The following is a 17576-nucleotide window of genomic DNA, read 5'->3' as shown; positions in this document are numbered from 1 at the left end:
AAGGCAACTATGCCCAAATCCGCATCCAACCCGCGGCATATCGCCAAGACCGCCCTAGAAGGCAGTCGCACCATGCCAACAGGCCCGTGCACGGCACCACCTCCACCGGTCGAACACGCCGGTGCCTCCTCCCCAAGACGTGCACGGGCCATTTCCATTTCTTTGTAGTGAACGGGACAACGCATCACCGTTCTCGAAGGGGCTGATCGCGTGGATCGTCGACGTTTTCTGCAGGGCCTGGCTGCCACTGGCGCCGCGGTCGGACTGAACGGCGTAAGCCGTAGCCAATCCACACCAACGGCTGCTTCACCAGCCCGACGCGCCACCCTTCCTCCGGTACGCGTGCCTGTGCAAGGTTTGTCGCTGCAAGGGCACACGCTGCAGACAAGCTTCACGTCAGCCGGCCAACCATGGCAGGTATTCGAAGATTTGCGCGATCCGCATGGCACACTGACACTAAGCGACGGCCATCACGCATGCGTGCTTGGCAAGCGCACCGAACCGGTTTACGCCGAAACAGATACGCCCTACTTCGGCATGAAACTCGCCGATATCGCGCTCGCCGAAGCAGACTTGCTGGCCGATCACTTGTTGCGCCACGGCGAACCGGCGGAAGACGAAGTGCGGCGTGCGGCGCCGCCAGTCGCCGCCCAGCTCAATCCGGAGAACTACTACGGCCGCCTGCCGTGGACCACCTTTGTGGGCACGCGCCAATGCGCGGATACGATGCCGGTCTACACCTCCGGCAGCACGCGCACGTATCACACCGACCAGGTGTTTGCGGATTTGCACGATCCAAAACGCGTCGCGCGTCGTCGCGAAGGCTTGCTTGGCGGTTGGCTGCCGGCCGTGCACAAAGTGATCCCCATCGATGAGCAAAGCTGGTACGACGTACTGGTGTTTGCCGATGTGGACGCCACGGACCGCTTCGTCGTGCAGACCTGGCATCGCACCGCACGCATCGAGCGCGGCAAGATGGTTCACGTGAGCTACGGCCACAGCTATCCCAGTTACCCGCCGCGGCGGATGCCGCCGGATGCATCCGCGTTCTACGCTGCGCTGCTGCGCTTTCACGATTATTGGCAGGCCGAACTTGCTGACCTCTGCATCGCTGAAGTGCCTGCCGCTGGTTGGACCGACATGGTGCATCACGCCTTCGCGCGCGAGTTGATCGTGCGTCCGGATGGTACGTACCCGAAATATGGCGCGGTGGATCGCGACTACTACGGCAACGAATACGACGGCTTCCAGGACACCTTCACCAGTTCGCTCTATGCAAACCTGGAGTGGGGACGTTTCGCACAGGCCGCTGCGGTGTTGGACGAATACTTCACCGACTTCGTGCAGCCGGACGGCATGATCAACATGCGCGGCGCGGAGACCGGACAATTTGGACTAACGCTCTCGCTGCTGGCGCGTTATTTCCACTACACCGGTGATGGCGCGCTGCTCGACAAGCATCGCGCCAAGATCGAAGCCACGGTGCAGCTATTGCTGGCATTACATGATGCCAGCCTGCAATTATCCAGCAGCGATCCAGGCTACGGCTTGATTCATGGCTGGAACGAATCGGACGCCTGCCTGTTTCCCGATCCCACGTTGTGGTGGAAACCTTATTACGCCAACAGCGCCATGGCAGCGCGCGGCCTGCGCGATATCGCGCAAGTGTGGCAAGCGATAACGCATGGCGGGAGTTCCCAGCCAACACAGTGGCAACAGCGTGCAGACCTGCTTGCGCATCAAGTGGAACGCACGCTGCGCGCCAACGTGCGCCATGACCTCAAACCACCCTACGTCGGACCGTTGCCAGGCGTAACGCTCACTTTCCGCGAATCGCTGGCCAAGGAGAAACCGAGCGAACAGCAATGGCCGCATCGCGCCTATTCCGAGCTGCTGCAAGCAGATGTGTTACCCGGCGATCTCAGCCACCTCGTCATCGACTGCCTGCGCGGCCACGGCGCCACCAGCATCGGCGTCGTGGCCAACGTCGCACCGGTAGCGCCGGACAGCCGCGACATTCTCGGTTTCATTTCCTACGGTTATGCGCAACAGCTGTTGCGCCTGAACCGCATCGACGAATTTCTGCTGTTCCTATACGCCCATCGCTATCACGCGCACACGCCGGGAAGCTGGACGGCCGGCGAAGTGTCGGATATCACCGGCGGCATGCCGCTGTTTTGCATGCCGGCGCAACTCACCATTCCGCTGCTGCTGCGCTGGATGCTGGTGTTCGAAGACAGTGCCGGCGAAACCCTGTATCTGGGGCGTGCCATTCCACGCGCCTGGATCGGCAGCGGGCAATCGATCCGCATAAGCGACGCGCCCACGCGCTGGGGCCGTACCGGGTTTCAACTGCGGGCCACGGACGAGAGTACGATCGAAGGCATCGTGACGCTGCCCGACCGCGGCGTTCCCACCTTATGGTTGAGCTTGCGCGTTCCGGCAGGCAAGGCTTTAGCCGCCGTGCAGGTGAACGGCACCGCTGCCGATTGGCATGGCGATGACGTGAAACTGCAAGGCAGCCCCGGCCAGCGCATTCACGTGCACGCGCGCTTCACCTGAATAAGCGCCATAACGGCGTGTTTATGCAGAATTCCGCATGGAGAGGCAGCAATTGGCACAAGACGTCTTGTTGATTGCTGCGGCAGGATGAAGCCCATCACGATTTAATATTACTAGTACGACCAATTCGTGACTTAGCGGTTACCAGTGTGTGGGGAGCGGCATGCAACACGGGGCAGATCAACGCAGGCGATTTCTCAAGGGCGCAGCAACAGCCCTTGCCGTAACGATGGCAGCACCGCGGTTGCGCGCCTTCGATCTGGCCGAACCGGCCGGAACAGCAGCAACATCCAAGCAGGCCATACCCGACCAGCCGGTACGCTGCGTGCAGCCGTTTGCGCTGAACCAGGTGCGCTTGCTGGACAGCGATTTCACGCGGGCAGCAGCCATCAACAGCCGCTACCTGCAAAGCCTGCCCACCGACCGGCTGGTGCATACCTTCCGCTTGCAAGCCGGCCTGGCCTCGCACGCCACGCCACTGGGCGGTTGGGAAAAACCCGATTGCGAATTGCGCGGCCATTTCACCGGCGGCCATTATCTGTCTGCATGCGCATTGGCTTATGCCAGTAACGGCGACGAAGCGCTCAAGGCGCGCGGCGACGAGCTGGTGAAGGCGCTTGCCGCATGCCAACGCCCGAACGGTTATCTCAGCGCTTTCCCTGAAAGCTTCTTCGATCGGCTGAGCAGCGGACAAAAAGTGTGGGCGCCGTTCTACACCCTCCACAAGATCCAGGCCGGCATGCTCGACATGTATCGCCTTGCCGGCAATCAGCAAGCGCTGCAAGTGGCCACCGGCATGGGCGACTGGATAGTCCACTGGGCCAACGGTTTTTCCGATGCCAACATGGCGCACATGCTCAAGACGGAATATGGCGGCATCAACGATTCCATGTATGAGCTGTACGCGATCACCGGCAACGAGCGCTATCGCGATGCTGCGCACCGTTTCGACCAGGCGTCGCTGTTCGATCCATTGGCCTCCTACAGCGATCAATTGCAGGGGCTGCACGCCAACACGCAAGTTCCCAAGATCATCGGTGCGGCACGGCGCTACGAACTGACCGGCGAACCACGCTACCGGCGCGTTGCCGAGTTTTTCTGGGAAACCGTCACGCAACACCGCACCTACGCCACGGGCGGCTCCAGCAATGGTGAGTTCTGGCAGACCGGCCCTGGCGACCTGAAGGGTCAACTCGGTTTGTACACCGCCGAATCCTGCGTGGCCTATAACTTGTTGAAGCTCACGCGCCACGTTTACACCTGGAACGGCGACCCGCGCGCCTTCGATTACTACGAGCGCACGCTCTACAACGCGCGCCTCGGCACCCAGGATGCGGACGGGTTGAAGCTCTATTTCTACGCGCTGCGCGCGGGCGCCAACAAGTTCTACAACTCGCCTACCGATTCATTCTGGTGCTGCACCGGCACCGGAGCGGAAGAGTTCGCGCGCTTCAACGACAACATCTATTTCCACGACGGTGGCGATCTCTACGTCAACCTGTTCGTGCCTTCCGAGCTGAATTGGACACAGCAAGGTGTCACCTTGCGCCAGGACACGCGCTTCCCGCGCGAGCCGCGCACCAGCCTGCAGCTCAAGCTTGCACAATCGAAGCCGTTCGCGCTGCATCTGCGCATTCCATCCTGGATCGGCTCCAACGCAAACGTACGCATCAATGGCGAAACGCTGGATACCTTTGCATCGCCCGGCAGCTACCTGAGCGTGCGGCGCGAATGGCGCGATGGCGATCGGATCGAACTCGACCTGCCGATGCAACTTCACACCATGCCGCTACCGGGCGATGACAGCCAGATCGCCATGCTTTACGGACCGTTGGTGCTTGCGGCGCGGCTGGGTGGCCAGGGCCTGACGCATGCCGTGCAATACGGTGGCTACGGCACCGGTCCGGATCCGGAGCCGCCCGCACAAGCCGCGCCGCGCATCACCGCAGCAACTCCGAATGCAACGGATTGGATGCGCATCGTCTCCACAGACGAACTGCGCTTTGAAGCCACTACCAGCCAGGGCAAGCAAGCTGTCGCGCCGTTGAACGAGGTCTACGGCGAACGCTATGCGGTGTACTGGCAGAACGATCACGACACGTCCGACAACGGATGAGCGTCGTGCGCTTACCGTTATCGCGGTGAGCACGAACAAGGAACGATCCGCAGCAGCGAGCGCTCGCCGCTGCGTTCGTCAGGGGGAACGGTTCAGCGCGTGCGCTGCGTCGTCAAGGACCTATCAGGAATAACCATTGCGCATGCCGCCCACGTGACGGCAGCGAACAGGCATGGAGCCTTTCAACCTTGTCTTCGGTCTGCGCCGCGTGCCGGTGCATGGCTAGTGCTGCGCCTTTTTCATCCGTCACCACAGTCGCCACGCCCATTTCAGCGAGAAAACAACATGGTTAATGCACTGCCTGTTTCTGTCAGCCAACCGCCGCGCCGCCGTTCCCCGATGATGGCGCAGGCTATTCGTGTCGCGCTGGCATTTGGCCTGCTCGCAAGCGGCGCATTGCATGCGCAAGACACCGGCACGACGCCGCAAACGCAAGGCAACGACACCTCCGATACCAAGGCCAAGACGCTTCAGGCCGTGACGGTGACCGGTTCGCTGATCCGGCGTGTCGATCTGGAAACCGCCAATCCGGTCACCACGATCGATAGCGGCCAGATTGCCGCCAGCGGCAAGCCGACGCTGGGCGATTTGATGCAGTCATTGCCTTCCGTCGCGGGCAACGCGACCAATCCAAGCATCAACAGTGGCGGCGGCACCGGTGCGTCGACCGTTTCGCTGCGCGGCCTGGGCGACAACCGCACCTTGGTGCTGGTGAACGGGCATCGTGTGGCCTACAACGATGTCAACAGCATTCCCTCCAACATGATCGAACGCGTCGAGGTGCTTACGGATGGCGCTTCATCGATATACGGCTCCGATGCGATCGGCGGCGTGGTGAATTTCATCCTGAAAGACCATTACCAGGGCGTGCAAGTGAGCGCCGACTACGGTGAAAGCTCGCACAGCGATGGCAATCGCCGCAGCTTCAACTTGCTTGCAGGCTTGTCTGGCGCGCGCGCGAAATTCATCGTGTCGATAACCCACCAGACGCAGAACCCGATCGCATCGGGTGCACGCGACTACTCGGCCTACACGCTGGCGTTTCGCAATGGCCAAGTGGTGCGAGTGGGTTCGTCGGCGACGCCCACGGGTTTGATCCAGAATGCCAGCGGCACCAATGTCACGCTCAACAGTGGCGTGAACGGCATCACCACGTTGGCGGACTACCATCCGTACAACTCCGCCACCGACTCCTACAACTACGCACCTTACAACTTGCTGCTCACGCCGCAGGATCGCACCAACATCTCACTGTTCGGCTCCTACAAAGTCACGCCTGACGTCGAAGCCTATTTCAACCTGTTCTATACCCGGACGTCAGCGTCTTCGATCATTGCGCCGGTGCCGATCTTCGCGAACTCGGATGATTTCTTTATTCCATCCACCAATTACTACAACCCGTTCGGGCTCAACTTCGGCACCGATCGCACGACCGGCAATGGCTATAACGATTTCGATATTCGCCTGACCTCGCTGGGCAATCGCACCTACGTCAACAAGACCTATGATTTTCAGTTCACTCCCGGTTTGCGCGGCAATTTCGGCGACAGCAGCTGGCAATGGAACGTGGACTTCAATTACGGCAAGGTCAGGCAAAAAACGCTCAACAACGGGTTCCTCGACTATTCCGCCTTCGAGCAGGCGATCGGCCCGTCATTCCTGTCCGGCAACGGTGTGGTCACCTGCGGCACACCGTCGGCGCCGATTGCCAATTGCACGCCCATCAACATCTTCAATCCCAACGACCCGGCCTCGGTGGCGGCCTTGAGGAAACTGGTGGTGAATCCCGATTCTTTCTACCGCTACACGCTCGAACAATTTGAAATAGGCGCCAACGGTGAGCTGTTCGACTTGCCCGCCGGCGCGGTGAACTTGGCCGCCGGTCTTTCCTATCGACGCGAATCGCAGTCCGATGGCACCGATACGCCCACGGCCATCGCCCTCAACAACGGTCCTTACGCCGGTCTTTGCGGCGTGGTGGAGTTCTGCGCCACCCAGCTTAGCGGCAGCTATAACGTGAAAGAGGCTTATGGCGAACTGTTTGTGCCGGTGCTGGCCGATCTTCCGTTCGCGCACTCCTTGAACATCGACATCGGCTCGCGCTTCTCCCGCTACAGCCTTTCCGGCACCACCACCAACAGCAAGGTTGCGCTGGAATGGAAGCCGGTTGCCGACCTGTTGGTGCGCGGCACTGCATCGCAGGTATTCCGCGCGCCGGACATCAACGAACTGTTCGCCGGTACCGCAGGCGGTGCCGACGCCGCCACCGATATCTGCAACGGCTACACCGGCGGACATCCACAGGCCTGCGCCAACGTGCCGACCGATGGCAGCTTCCAGCAGAGCAACCCGCAGCTTGGCGTAAGAGGCTCCGGCTCGGTCGCGGCCGGTTATGACCTGAAACCGGAATACGGCCATTCATTCGATTACGGCATGGTTTACGACCCGCACTGGCTGCCGGGTCTGTCGCTCAGCGCCGATGCGTGGCGCATTCAATTGCGCGACACCATCGTGGACGGCCTGGACCCCACCACCATCCTCAACGAGTGCTACTACAGCGATCGGCTTTGCAGCCTGATCCATCGCGCCGGCAACGGCCAGATCAGCTACATCAGCCTGCCTACCGTCAACCTCGGCGAAACCTCGGCCAGCGGCATCGATTCAACCATTCAATACAACTTCAACGCCGGGGACTACGGCAAGTTCAACCTCAGCCTGGCCAGCACCTACATGCAGCGCTACGACGTGGACACCGCGCCCGGCGACAGCGCCGTGCCGGTCACGCATTGCGCCGGCTCCTACTGCTCCGTGTACGGCGAATTCCCGCGCTGGCGCGGCCTGGCCACGCTCAACTGGAACAAAGGCCCGTGGAGCGCGAGCTGGACGATGCGCTACGTGGGACGCACCCGCGTGGGCAGCACCGATCTCTCGCAAGGCTATTCGGCGGACGAAAACATTCCCGGCATCGTGCACGCCATCGGCGCCTACGTGTACCACAACATTTCCGGCAGCTACACGCTGGCGAAATACCACACCACGATCTCCGCCGGCATCGACAACCTCTCCGACAAACAGCCGCCGATGTTTTATCAATGGGGCAGCAATGGCAACACGGATGCGTATACCTATGACTTGATCGGCCGCTATTACTGGATGCGGGCGACTGTGTCGTTTTAACAGTGCCATGGGCCGGCGATCGTGCGCTATGCGATCGCCGGCATGGGCTGCTGCGAGACATCATGCGTGTAGCGGATGTGAAGGATCAAAAACCCCCGCTGTACGAGGGTTTTTCGGCCATCCAACGCCCAGGCGTTCCGTCACTGGGCAGCTATTTCCCCTGCTAAATTCGGCCCATCCGGTAGGTGGTCTACCGGCTCTCGAAGGGGAAAACCCAATGGTACGCATCCAACAAATCCGCAACGTTCTACTCGCCAGCCTGGTCGCTATCGGCATGACGTCCACTGCCTTTGCGCAGACGTCCGCATCGAATACCGCCAAGGTTTACCGCAACGGTTCAACAACGATCACGGCACAGCGTGGCGCAACGCAGGTCGACGCAACGCAAACGACGGACACGATCTGCAACACGTACAACTGCGGAGGAGGTCGCCGCAGCTGATGCCAGGCATGCCAGGAGGCGCGATGTGGGTGCTGCGATGACTTCAACGCACCCACATTTGAGCTTGACGCGGCTGGACTCGCTCAATTCCCCATAGGTGCTGCGCATCATAAAGCAGCACGGAAACGCTGCTGCTCGCCGCGCTGCGGGCGGAGTGCACAATGCCGTCGAACAACTCCGCTTGTGTCGTCAGGGATGGCCCCTGATTCGGATTCACGCCGAGCTTTGCCGCAATGTTGCCGGACAGCGCAATGCGGCGCGCCAACCTGCCGACGTCCATTTCGTCATTGATGCCCACCACACGCAGAGCAGCCCACCGCCGGCCATGCAACTCGCCTCCACGCAGCAGCAAGGTAACTTGCGAACAGGTGAGTTGCGTGCATACCTGCGCGATCGCCTCGCATGCCGCGCGATAGATCGCCTGGTGCACGGACGGCGCCAACTTCGACAACCCGCGGCCGCCCATTTCGAAACGGTAAGCGATGCCCGCTTCGTCAAGCACACGCCCAATCGTTTCCTTGAGCGCTGCAGGCAATCCGCGCTCGCGCCACGCGATGGGATGAAACGACTCGGCAAGCCCGAAAATGCGGTCCTTGGTCTGTGTCGCGTCCCTCACGAGGATCGCGCGTTCATCCGGGGACAGGAAGCGCTGTACGTTTCGCAGAATGCGCCCATTCGTCAGCGATACCGCACCCCCGACAAGATCCAGCTGTGCCGATGCCTGCCGCATGCGAAGCTCGCCCTGGTGGAACGCTTGCTGGGCGACGCTGAGCGCTTTATCGACAGATAGACGTTGCTGCTGTTGCGCGTGAAGCTGCGACGTGATGCGCGCGCCCATGGCAAACAGGAACGTGACCGCAAAGGCGACGAAGAACTGGGCCTGTATCACCACCGGGTCAGGAACCGACAGCGTCAGGGCGCAAACACAAGCGACGGCAAGCGGGCCTGACGCTGCCGCGCCACGCCAGCCATATTTCAGCGTGAGCCAGGCGACCGGGATGAACAGCGACATCTGTAGGACGACTGCACTGTTTGCATCCAGCTGGGCGCTGAGGAAGGCGATCGCCACCAGCGCCGGCAAAGCACACAGAACGGTATCCGACGCGAGCGAGCTGTTGGTTGCCTCTATCAGCATGTCCCGTACCGAGCGGCCATTGCGCGCCACCTTGATGAATAGCGGCCAGGTAGCCAGCGTAAGGATCGCGACGTAGCTGCCCACGAAGACGCCGGCAAACATGATCAGGGTCACGTGCATGGTCGGATCGGTGGCGGTGAGATATCCCGCGTAGGTGACGGTCGCCCACAGCAGCGACGTCACCAGCGCGCAGATGAGCAACGCTTTCATGTCGACAACACGTTGGGCCGGAAACAGCGCCAGTCGACTGCGGCAGAACCACACGACGGGCATGGCAATCGCCATCGGCGGGATCGACCAGATGGAAGCGGTCACCACGCCGAACAACCCGACATTCCCAAAGACCGAATAGGCCAGCGGCACCACCTCACCGATCGCCAGGGCAGCCCAGTAGCGATAGGGAATCAGCAACAGGCATGCAAACCGCAAGCCCGATGTCAGTGACCAGTGAGCATCGGAGAATGGCCGTATCGCGCAGTAAGCCAGCGCATAAGCGAGCGCAACAGCAATCTGGATGATCCATTCACGCCCACGAAACCCTGTCCCTTTTTCCATGCTCCGTGCCCCTTGACCGAGATGTGGTGACGCTTTTCGTTTCCCCGTTAGGCCAACATCTGATATCGGCCTATAGCCACAATCTTTGAATGTTAAACGTAAAATGCGTGTGTAACCGCCATCTACCGCAAAATCATGCTCCGGAATAATCCGGGGATGCGGGAACGGCCTCAAGCGATCCCCGTGCAGATCCCGATACCCTGCAGATTCCCTTAAGTATAGACTCCAGATCGACGTTCTAGCTCGGACGGCTAAAGCGAAGTTTTCAATGGGATGTTGGCTCGTCGGCACGACCCATGCATGTCATCCAACATCTCACTCCGGCATGAGCCACGTTTTTCGCGGAGAGATGGAAACCAACAGCTGCCCGCCTCTACATACTGTCGTGGATCTGCTGCTCGACGCGATCTGCGTGGTCGACATGGACGGCCGGTATCTCTACGTCAGCGCGGCCTATGAGCGCATCTTCGGCTATGCACCGGAAGAGGTGCTGGGCCGGCCGATGATCGAGCTGGTGCACCCGGACGACCGCGAGCGCACGCTGCAGGCGGCCCGGGAGATCATGGGCGGCCGTCACCAGTTCAATTTTCAGAACCGCTATATCCGCAAAGACGGCAAAGTGGTGCACATCATGTGGTCGGCGCGCTGGTCGGAGACCGACCGGGTGCGCATTGCGATCGCGCACGACATCACCGAAGTCAAACGCGCCGAATCGATGCAATCGGCCCTGCTTGCCATCTCCGAGTCCGCCCATACGGCCAAGGACCTGCTGGCCCTGTTCCAGCGCATCCACCAGATCATCGGGGAACTGCTGCCGGCCAAGAATTTCTACGTCGCCCTGTACGACGGCCGCCGCGACGAACTGAGCTTTCCCTACTTCGTCGACGAATACGACCCGGTGCCTGCCCCACGTCCGCTGCATGCCGGCACGCTCACCTGCGAGGTCGTCCGCGAGGGGCACCCCATTCTGCTTACGCCAAGCACGCGAAACAGCCTGTTGCGCCGCAGCATTCGCTACGTGGGCCGGGATTCGCTGGACTGGCTGGGCGTACCGCTCACCACCCCCAACGGATGCATCGGCGCCATCGTGGTGCAGAGTTATTCCGGCGACGTGCGCTACACCGAGGAAGACCAGACGCTACTGCAGTTTGTCTCCAACCAGGTGGCCGTGGCCATCGAACGCAAGCAGAACGACACCTGGCTGCAATACATCGCCGGCCATGACGTACTGACCGGCCTGCCGAACCGGGAGCTGTTCCACAGCCACCTGGAAGCGGCGCTCGCCGCGGCAAGACGTGACCCTCAGCGTCTATCCGTGCTCTATATCGACCTGGACCGGTTCAAGCAGGCCAATGACAGCCATGGCCACGACATCGGCGACCTGTTGCTGTGTGAGGTGGCGCAACGCATCCGTGGCTGCCTGCGTGAATCGGACACGGTGGGGCGCCTTGGCGGCGACGAATTCGCCGTGCTGCTGCAGGGCATCCATCAGCCGGACGATGCGTCCATCGTGGCCGAAAAAATCCATGAAACGCTCAATCGGCCGTTCGATCTGGACGGCCATCAGCTGCAAATCTCCTCCAGCATCGGCATTGCCGTGTATCCCGAGCATGGGGAAGACCGCAAGCAGCTGATGCGGCATGCCGACGCCGCCATGTATGCGGCGAAAAAACACGGACGCTGCGCATTGGATGGGACCGATACACCGGCTTTCAGCAAGAACGGCGAAACGCTGAAAGCCTAGAAATGCCCGGGCATGCCCGCATCGAGGGCTACACTCATCCCCGACCTTCGCCAGAGGGAAGCATCGAGATGGACTACAAGCAGCCGCCGCTCAGCCGCGGGGTCAATCCTTTGAAGATGAACTGGCTTTGGCGGTTGATCTGCCAAGTCGGATACGTTGCCGTCGATGACGTTGCGCCTGCCCTGCGTCAGGTGGATGTTCACGTGAATCGGGAGCGGGTACTGGGATGGCTCAAGTCAGAGGGCGAAGACGGTTATTTCCCTCTCACCATCGCGGAGCTGGAGCAGAACCTGCGTGCGCTGCTCGCCGCACGGTCTGATGCATTGCCGCCGGGAAAGGAGGATGCGGCGAATGACTGACGCGCTGGCCTGATCGCAGAAGACTTGGTCGATGAGTTGCTTATCCTTAGCAGAATCAGAACGCCGCGCAAGCTAACGGTAATCTTTCAGATTACCTTGACGTCATTCCGGCGAAGGCCCACGGGTTTCTGGGAAGTGTCGTAGTACCTCACCGTCATTCCGGCGAAGGCCGGAATCCATGCTTCGTGCTGGCGATGGATTCCGGCCTTCGCCGGAATGACGATAAAGCAAGATTCAAGACTCCGGTGAGAACAAGTTCCTCGCTACATTCCTTTGCAAAAAGTGCCTATGGAACGGCAGTTTTCTGAGTACCAGAAAAATCTCCCACGGATAGCAGTGGGGCGAAGGCCGGCATGACGATTCGCGCTGAAACAGCATTGACGTGGGTATCAATTTTTTGCCCGTATGAGGGACGAAAAATGTGATGCAAGCAACAGGATGCGCCAGGCGACTATTTATTCACTGCATCCTTAATAGCCTTGGCACCATAAATGCATTTCATAGGCACACCGACAAACCCGCCGCTTAGGCGCTTATGAAAATCCAGGGGTTAACGCCGAAAATTTACGCTCCACTGCTGGCGTTGCATCTAGCGGTTCTCATCGTCGTACCTGCGCGGGTGTTGTCGTGGAGCTATGTGTTCGTCATCGCAACGCTGCTCTTCACGCTGTTTCTCAGCGGACGCCGGTTGCGAATGAGCGTGACCCACAATCGCCCCTTGTGGGCTTTGCTGACCTTGGCATTGATCGCACAACTGGCGGCTTTCGGCCTGCTGCTGGCCGATTCCTGGGTGAATCCAGAGGGCACCCTGGTCGCCTTCGATCCAACGCTCTACTTCTGCCTCAACAGCCTGCTATTGACGATCGCAGCCGTATATAGCCCGATCGGCCCGCTGCGCCGCTGGGCAAGCATCATGGATGGCTTGCTGGCCCTCGCCATTGCAGGGCTGTTCTACGCCTTGCTGCATAGGCTCATCGGCGCGGGCACATCGAATGTTTCCGTTGCCTCGTTCTTGATATGGATGTTCGATGCGATGGCGCTGTTCGTGGCCGCTTGCGCAACCTTGCGCTTTGCCGCAACCAAGCGCGCCGACGAGCGCCGCTTCTACTTCGTGCTGTTGATTTTCGCCTGGACGGAATTGATTTTTCCGGCCATCCACAATCGCTTCGTTCTAACCAGCGAATCCTATGTGCCCGAGTTGTTCATCGACTTGCCGTTCGTCGTGCTTGGCTTGCTGCTGAGCCGCCGGCGAACGGTGTGGGTGCGATGGTATCGGCCGAGCCGTAGAGCACGCGTCGTGGTGGGAAGCATCAGCCCGTTCGTGCTGAGCCTGGCGCTATGCCTGCTGGCCTTTGTGCAGTTCGGTCACAACGCCGGCTTGGCCATTGTCGCCCTGGTGCTTGGCATCACCTCCTACGCCGTACGCGTCGCCGTGATGCTTGGACACCATCTCTACATGGAAAGCGAACTCAAGCATTTGCAGCGCGGATTGAAGCAAAGAATCATTCACGACGACCTGACCCGCTTGCTGAACCGGCGTGGCTTCTACCGCACGTTCCAACGCGAATGGGAAAGAGCCTCTACGCTGAGCCTGCCCCTGGCCGTGGCGATGGTGGACATCGACATGTTCAAAGCCTTCAACGACACCTACGGACACCTGGCCGGTGACGATTGCCTGGCAGCGGTAGCACGTGCACTGCAAAAAGAAACAAGCCTGCATGCAGGCGTCACCGTGGCTCGATATGGCGGCGAGGAATTCGCCGTCCTGTTCTCAGGCCGCGATCGAATGGCCGTGGAACACGTCCTCCAGCGATTGCGAAGTCGCGTCGAAGCGCTGCAAATCCAGAATCGCCGCAGCCCTTATGGTGTCGTGACTGCCAGCGCCGGCGTGGCGGCGAGAGGCGATGGTGAACATGCTGGCAAGGAGAAATTATTGGACGCCGCCGACAAGGCGCTCTACGCCGCCAAGCACGCTGGCCGGAATTGCATTCGCTGGTTTGTGCCGGACATTTCTCTCGTAGAGTTTGGCAAACACGGCTAGGCCACTGCGCTGTCGCGTGTGTCAATCCTTGAGCAACAAATCTGGCGTAGCCCGGTTGACGTCACTGCATCCGGTCAGAATCATGCCGACTCTTAGCTCCTCTCTAAGAATGTCCAACATATCCCGCACACCGGCTTCACCTGCGGCCCCCAGTGCATAGGCCCACGCGCGTCCCAGGAAACACGCCTTGGCACCCAGCGCCAGCGCTTTCAATACATCCAGGCCCGAGCGAATGCCGCCGTCCATGAACACGGGAACGCTGCCCTGCACGGCATCGACCACCTTGGGCAACGCACGAATCGTTGAAGTCACGCTATCAAGCTGCCTGCCGCCGTGATTTGACACGACGATGCCATCGATATTTGTCTGTACGGCGCGCTTGGCATCCTCGGGATCGAGAATGCCCTTCAAGATAATCTTTCCCGGAAAGATCGACCGTATCCACTCGATGTCTTTCCAAGTTGTCGATGCATCGAAATTGTCGTGGACAAATTTTCCGTACGGAACGCCCTTGGGCATCGCTTCGGCCACCGTACCGAACTTCAGCGGCCAGCCTTTCGTCATGATGTCGATGGCCCAGCGGAGGTGCATGGCGCCTTGAGCGACGAATCCCAGCATTCCCAGCAGCGTCGGGTCCTTCTCCATGCCATCGTGCACAGCGCTGTAGCGTCGCCCCGGGGTCGCCAGATCCACGGTGAAGACCAATACCTTCGAGCCCGCGGCAACAGATCGTTCGATCACGCTTTTGACGAAGCCACGGTCTTTCAGCATGTAGAGCTGGAACCACGGCGGAACGCCGGTTTTTTGCGCGACCTCATGCACATCGCACACACCCATCGTCGACAGCGTAAACGGAATGCCCGCCGCATGGGCCGCGTTAGCCGCTTTGACTTCGCCACGGCTTGAGTACATGCCGGCCATGCCCACAGGCCCGAGCACGATCGGCAGTGACAACGCCTGATCCCACAACGGAATCGACAGATTGAGATGCGATTCGTCCACCATCACGCGTTGGCGCAACAGCGTCGCCTGCAGCTCCGCCATATTCGCGCGCAGCGTGTTCTCCTGGTAAGAACCGCCACTGATGTAGTCAAACAGGAAGGGAGGAAGCCGGGCTTCGCATTGTTTGCGATAGTCGTCGATGTTAGCGATGATCACGCTGGTTCCTCGCGTCGGGAAGCGATCATCAAGCGCCGCTTGTTAGGGGCAATAGTGACGTAGCGCAGTATTTCCAGCTTGTACGCGAATGACTGGCTATGTATGAACCCTACGCAAGTTAAAAGACCGAGAGTTTCCATTAAAAAGGGGCCTACCTTGAGGTAAACCCCTTCCCGGGCACGAAGCACAAAACCTGGCTTTGAATCTTGACCAACGGCCCTTGCTCAGAGCATCCGCCGTAGCGTGTTGTCCTTGCGGCCGAAGTGATGCCAGAGCGCGGCCAGAATATGCAACCCGATCACGTAGTAAAACACCGTGCCCACCGTGCCGTGGATGTCCTCCCACTGGTTGCCCAACGCTCGGTTACCAGGACCAAACACCGCAGGCAGCACCGTCACACCGAAGATAACGATTGGCTTGCCCGAGATCTGCAGGGTGATGATGCCCATGATCGGCTGCACGATAAGAAACAGATAAAGCGCAAGATGCGTAATCTTGCTGAGCGCATAGCTCCAGCGATCCATGGGCGGCTGGATGGGTGGCGCGCTATGCGCAAAACGCACCGCCATACGAGGCAAGGCCAACAACAGTACGGCGATACCCGCAAGGAAATGCGCCGCCTTGACGTTGCTGCGGGCGCTGCTCCCATGCGGGAACACGTCATCCAGATTGATCGCAACATAAGCGATCAGCACGAACACGAAGATGATCCAATGCAGCCAGCGCAATGCAGGCGCATAACGGCCAGGTGCCGTCGAAGACATCGGAAGCTCCTTGGTATCAGGGTGGATCATCAGGCGGGCAAGCGCCGAGATTACCATCCCCATTGTTGCAGTAAACAAACCGGCCGAATAATTCTCGTGACTGGCACTTGCGCCCTAAGATTCGGCTAAGAATCTCGCTCGGTGAAGACTATGCGGGCAAGGAACTTCTCCCCAACGATGATGTAGACCATTGCGGAAACTCAGGGCCAGCCAGCGAGCACGCCGTTGAGATTCGGGTTGTGCGAGGTTTTACGGATAGGAAATAACTCGTACGCGCTTATGAGCATGGATGTCGAGATCATCAACATCACTCGCTTGCGGCAGTGGGGCAAATAAAGGCAACGGTTTTCGGCGTCATCCTTGGCATCCACCAAGTAGGCATTCGCCAACGCGTCGAATCACTCAGCACCGACAGATAGCGCAACGCATTTCATGCGAAGGTGCGGTAGTCGGGCGTGCCCATCCGAAATGATGATGACTTGCGACACGCCCGACATGTGAGAAGTAGCGCGGATCGCCTGGGCTTAGGACCCCAAACGATCCGCTGGCCACAACCAACTAACTAGGAGTGATCATGGTTGCCCCCGATCATAAAGCACCCGCACATCTTCGTGCTCCCACCTTGGTGCATTCCCCCTACTTCTCCGCCGCGCAGGCTGCGCGACGTCGGGCCGAAGTGGGCACTTGTCGAAACGGAAGCAGCTGATTCCGACAAAACAAGCAGGATTTTTCCTGAAGCCCTTCACGCCGCGCGCAATACGCGGCGTGACCTAAGCGTGTGGAGAACACCATGGAAAACATGCAAGGCGAGCCCTGCGGCCCGCACCTCTATCTATTGTCCCGAGACGGCTACGAAACCCTTAAACAACTGCAGGACATGCTGACCCTGATGGCACACATCACCTATAACGACGACAACGCCGAGAACGGCGACGCCACGATAACCATCGGCCGTGCCGAGCTCTATTTCATCTTTGAGGCGATCAACATGAAGATTGATGAGGTGTTGGAGAGGCTAGGCGATGAGAATTGGCTTGGAGTGCAAAGCCAGACGGAGCAGTGACAGAGAAAGCATTTTGTTTATCAACGTGGATGGCAGGGCTTGATGCCTGAGCTCGTCATTCAAGCTTTCTCCCACTGATGTCCAGAGATACACGAACCCTCATGGCCGTCATTCCCGCGAAAGCGGGAATCCATCTTGCTCTGATGCATCCCCAAAATGGATTCCCGCTTTCGCGGGAATGACGTCGAGTAAAAATGGAGTGTTTCGCCGAATTCAAATCACCTGTAGAACAAAGATGATGAAGCCAAGACATGGGCGCCACTTTTGCTATGTATCGGTTGGTGAAAAGCACCCGTGATCTGCTGGAAATTGGTGACCACCTTATTCAGGCGATCAGAGCGAGATCGCAGGGCCTTCTGTCCAGCGCGAAAGGATCCACCGGGCGAAACCAAACCAGATACCTGGTGAATTCGGCTAGTCTCAAACCCTGGATTCGATGGGCGGAACAGAGAACACATCA

Annotated in this window: 11 protein-coding genes; 8 read left to right on the top strand and 3 right to left on the bottom strand. The window is 59.6% G+C overall.

Annotation, left to right across the window (positions count from 1 at the left end; translation table 11 throughout):
* The first annotated feature begins 210 nt into the window (after positions 1 to 210).
* The 4 genes from IEX75_RS11700 (at position 211) to IEX75_RS11685 (ending at position 8297) form a co-directional block, all read left to right on the top strand.
* Positions 211 to 2562 carry a twin-arginine translocation signal domain-containing protein gene (locus tag IEX75_RS11700; RefSeq protein WP_188794521.1) on the top strand — a complete coding sequence of 784 codons (2352 nt, stop codon included), beginning with the start codon at positions 211 to 213 and terminating at the stop codon, positions 2560 to 2562.
* Positions 2563 to 2725: 163 nt separating this feature from the next.
* A complete protein-coding gene (locus IEX75_RS11695) occupies positions 2726 to 4678 on the top strand; it encodes a glycoside hydrolase family 127 protein (protein WP_188794520.1) in 1953 nt (650 codons plus the stop codon).
* A gap of 285 nt (positions 4679 to 4963) precedes the next feature.
* Entirely contained in the window at positions 4964 to 7855 is a 2892-nt protein-coding gene (locus tag IEX75_RS11690; protein WP_229720794.1) for a TonB-dependent receptor, read from the top strand.
* A gap of 217 nt (positions 7856 to 8072) precedes the next feature.
* A complete protein-coding gene (locus IEX75_RS11685) occupies positions 8073 to 8297 on the top strand; it encodes a hypothetical protein (protein ID WP_188794519.1) in 225 nt (74 codons plus the stop codon).
* A 43-nt stretch (positions 8298 to 8340) separates the two neighbouring features.
* On the opposite strand, the gene IEX75_RS11680 is transcribed toward IEX75_RS11685, so the two are convergent.
* The gene (locus IEX75_RS11680) at positions 8341 to 9987 is read right to left on the bottom strand and encodes an MASE1 domain-containing protein (protein WP_188794518.1); all 1647 of its coding nucleotides are present in this window, start codon (positions 9985 to 9987) and stop codon (positions 8341 to 8343) included.
* Between the two features lie 349 nt (positions 9988 to 10336).
* Between IEX75_RS11680 and IEX75_RS11675 the strand changes: the two genes are divergently transcribed.
* The 3 genes from IEX75_RS11675 (at position 10337) to IEX75_RS11665 (ending at position 14131) form a co-directional block, all read left to right on the top strand.
* Positions 10337 to 11731, top strand: coding sequence for a sensor domain-containing protein (locus IEX75_RS11675; RefSeq protein WP_188794517.1), 1395 nt, complete (start codon positions 10337 to 10339; stop codon positions 11729 to 11731).
* 68 nt (positions 11732 to 11799) lie between these two features.
* Complete coding sequence (locus tag IEX75_RS11670) at positions 11800 to 12090, top strand: hypothetical protein (protein WP_188794516.1); 291 nt, start codon at positions 11800 to 11802, stop codon at positions 12088 to 12090.
* 637 nt (positions 12091 to 12727) lie between these two features.
* Positions 12728 to 14131, top strand: coding sequence for a GGDEF domain-containing protein (locus IEX75_RS11665; protein ID WP_188794515.1), 1404 nt, complete (start codon positions 12728 to 12730; stop codon positions 14129 to 14131).
* Between the two features lie 21 nt (positions 14132 to 14152).
* Here the strand turns inward: IEX75_RS11665 and IEX75_RS11660 are convergent, their stop codons facing one another.
* Positions 14153 to 15289: an L-lactate dehydrogenase gene (locus IEX75_RS11660; RefSeq protein WP_188794514.1), complete on the bottom strand. Its 1137-nt coding sequence runs from the start codon at positions 15287 to 15289 to the stop codon at positions 14153 to 14155.
* A gap of 224 nt (positions 15290 to 15513) precedes the next feature.
* On the bottom strand, positions 15514 to 16053 hold the full coding sequence (locus IEX75_RS11655) for a cytochrome b (protein ID WP_188794513.1): 540 nt from the start codon (positions 16051 to 16053) through the stop codon (positions 15514 to 15516).
* Positions 16054 to 16843: 790 nt separating this feature from the next.
* Between IEX75_RS11655 and IEX75_RS11650 the strand changes: the two genes are divergently transcribed.
* Positions 16844 to 17116, top strand: a complete 273-nt coding sequence (locus IEX75_RS11650; protein WP_188794512.1) for an XAC0095 family protein — start codon at positions 16844 to 16846, stop codon at positions 17114 to 17116.
* Positions 17117 to 17576 lie beyond the last annotated feature (460 nt).

This window comes from Dyella nitratireducens, from assembly GCF_014642835.1.
Classification (GTDB): domain Bacteria; phylum Pseudomonadota; class Gammaproteobacteria; order Xanthomonadales; family Rhodanobacteraceae; genus Dyella_B; species Dyella_B nitratireducens.
This window is presented reverse-complemented; position numbering and strand designations above follow the sequence as displayed.

Coding starts and splice junctions, on each gene's coding strand:
- IEX75_RS11695 (WP_188794520.1), top strand. CDS start 2,726: ATGCAACACGGGGCAGATCAACGCAGGCGATTTCTCAAGGGCGCAGCA.
- IEX75_RS11690 (WP_229720794.1), top strand. CDS start 4,964: ATGGTTAATGCACTGCCTGTTTCTGTCAGCCAACCGCCGCGCCGCCGT.
- IEX75_RS11685 (WP_188794519.1), top strand. CDS start 8,073: ATGGTACGCATCCAACAAATCCGCAACGTTCTACTCGCCAGCCTGGTC.
- IEX75_RS11680 (WP_188794518.1), bottom strand. CDS start 9,987: ATGGAAAAAGGGACAGGGTTTCGTGGGCGTGAATGGATCATCCAGATT.
- IEX75_RS11675 (WP_188794517.1), top strand. CDS start 10,337: ATGGAAACCAACAGCTGCCCGCCTCTACATACTGTCGTGGATCTGCTG.
- IEX75_RS11670 (WP_188794516.1), top strand. CDS start 11,800: ATGGACTACAAGCAGCCGCCGCTCAGCCGCGGGGTCAATCCTTTGAAG.
- IEX75_RS11655 (WP_188794513.1), bottom strand. CDS start 16,053: ATGTCTTCGACGGCACCTGGCCGTTATGCGCCTGCATTGCGCTGGCTG.
- IEX75_RS11650 (WP_188794512.1), top strand. CDS start 16,844: ATGGAAAACATGCAAGGCGAGCCCTGCGGCCCGCACCTCTATCTATTG.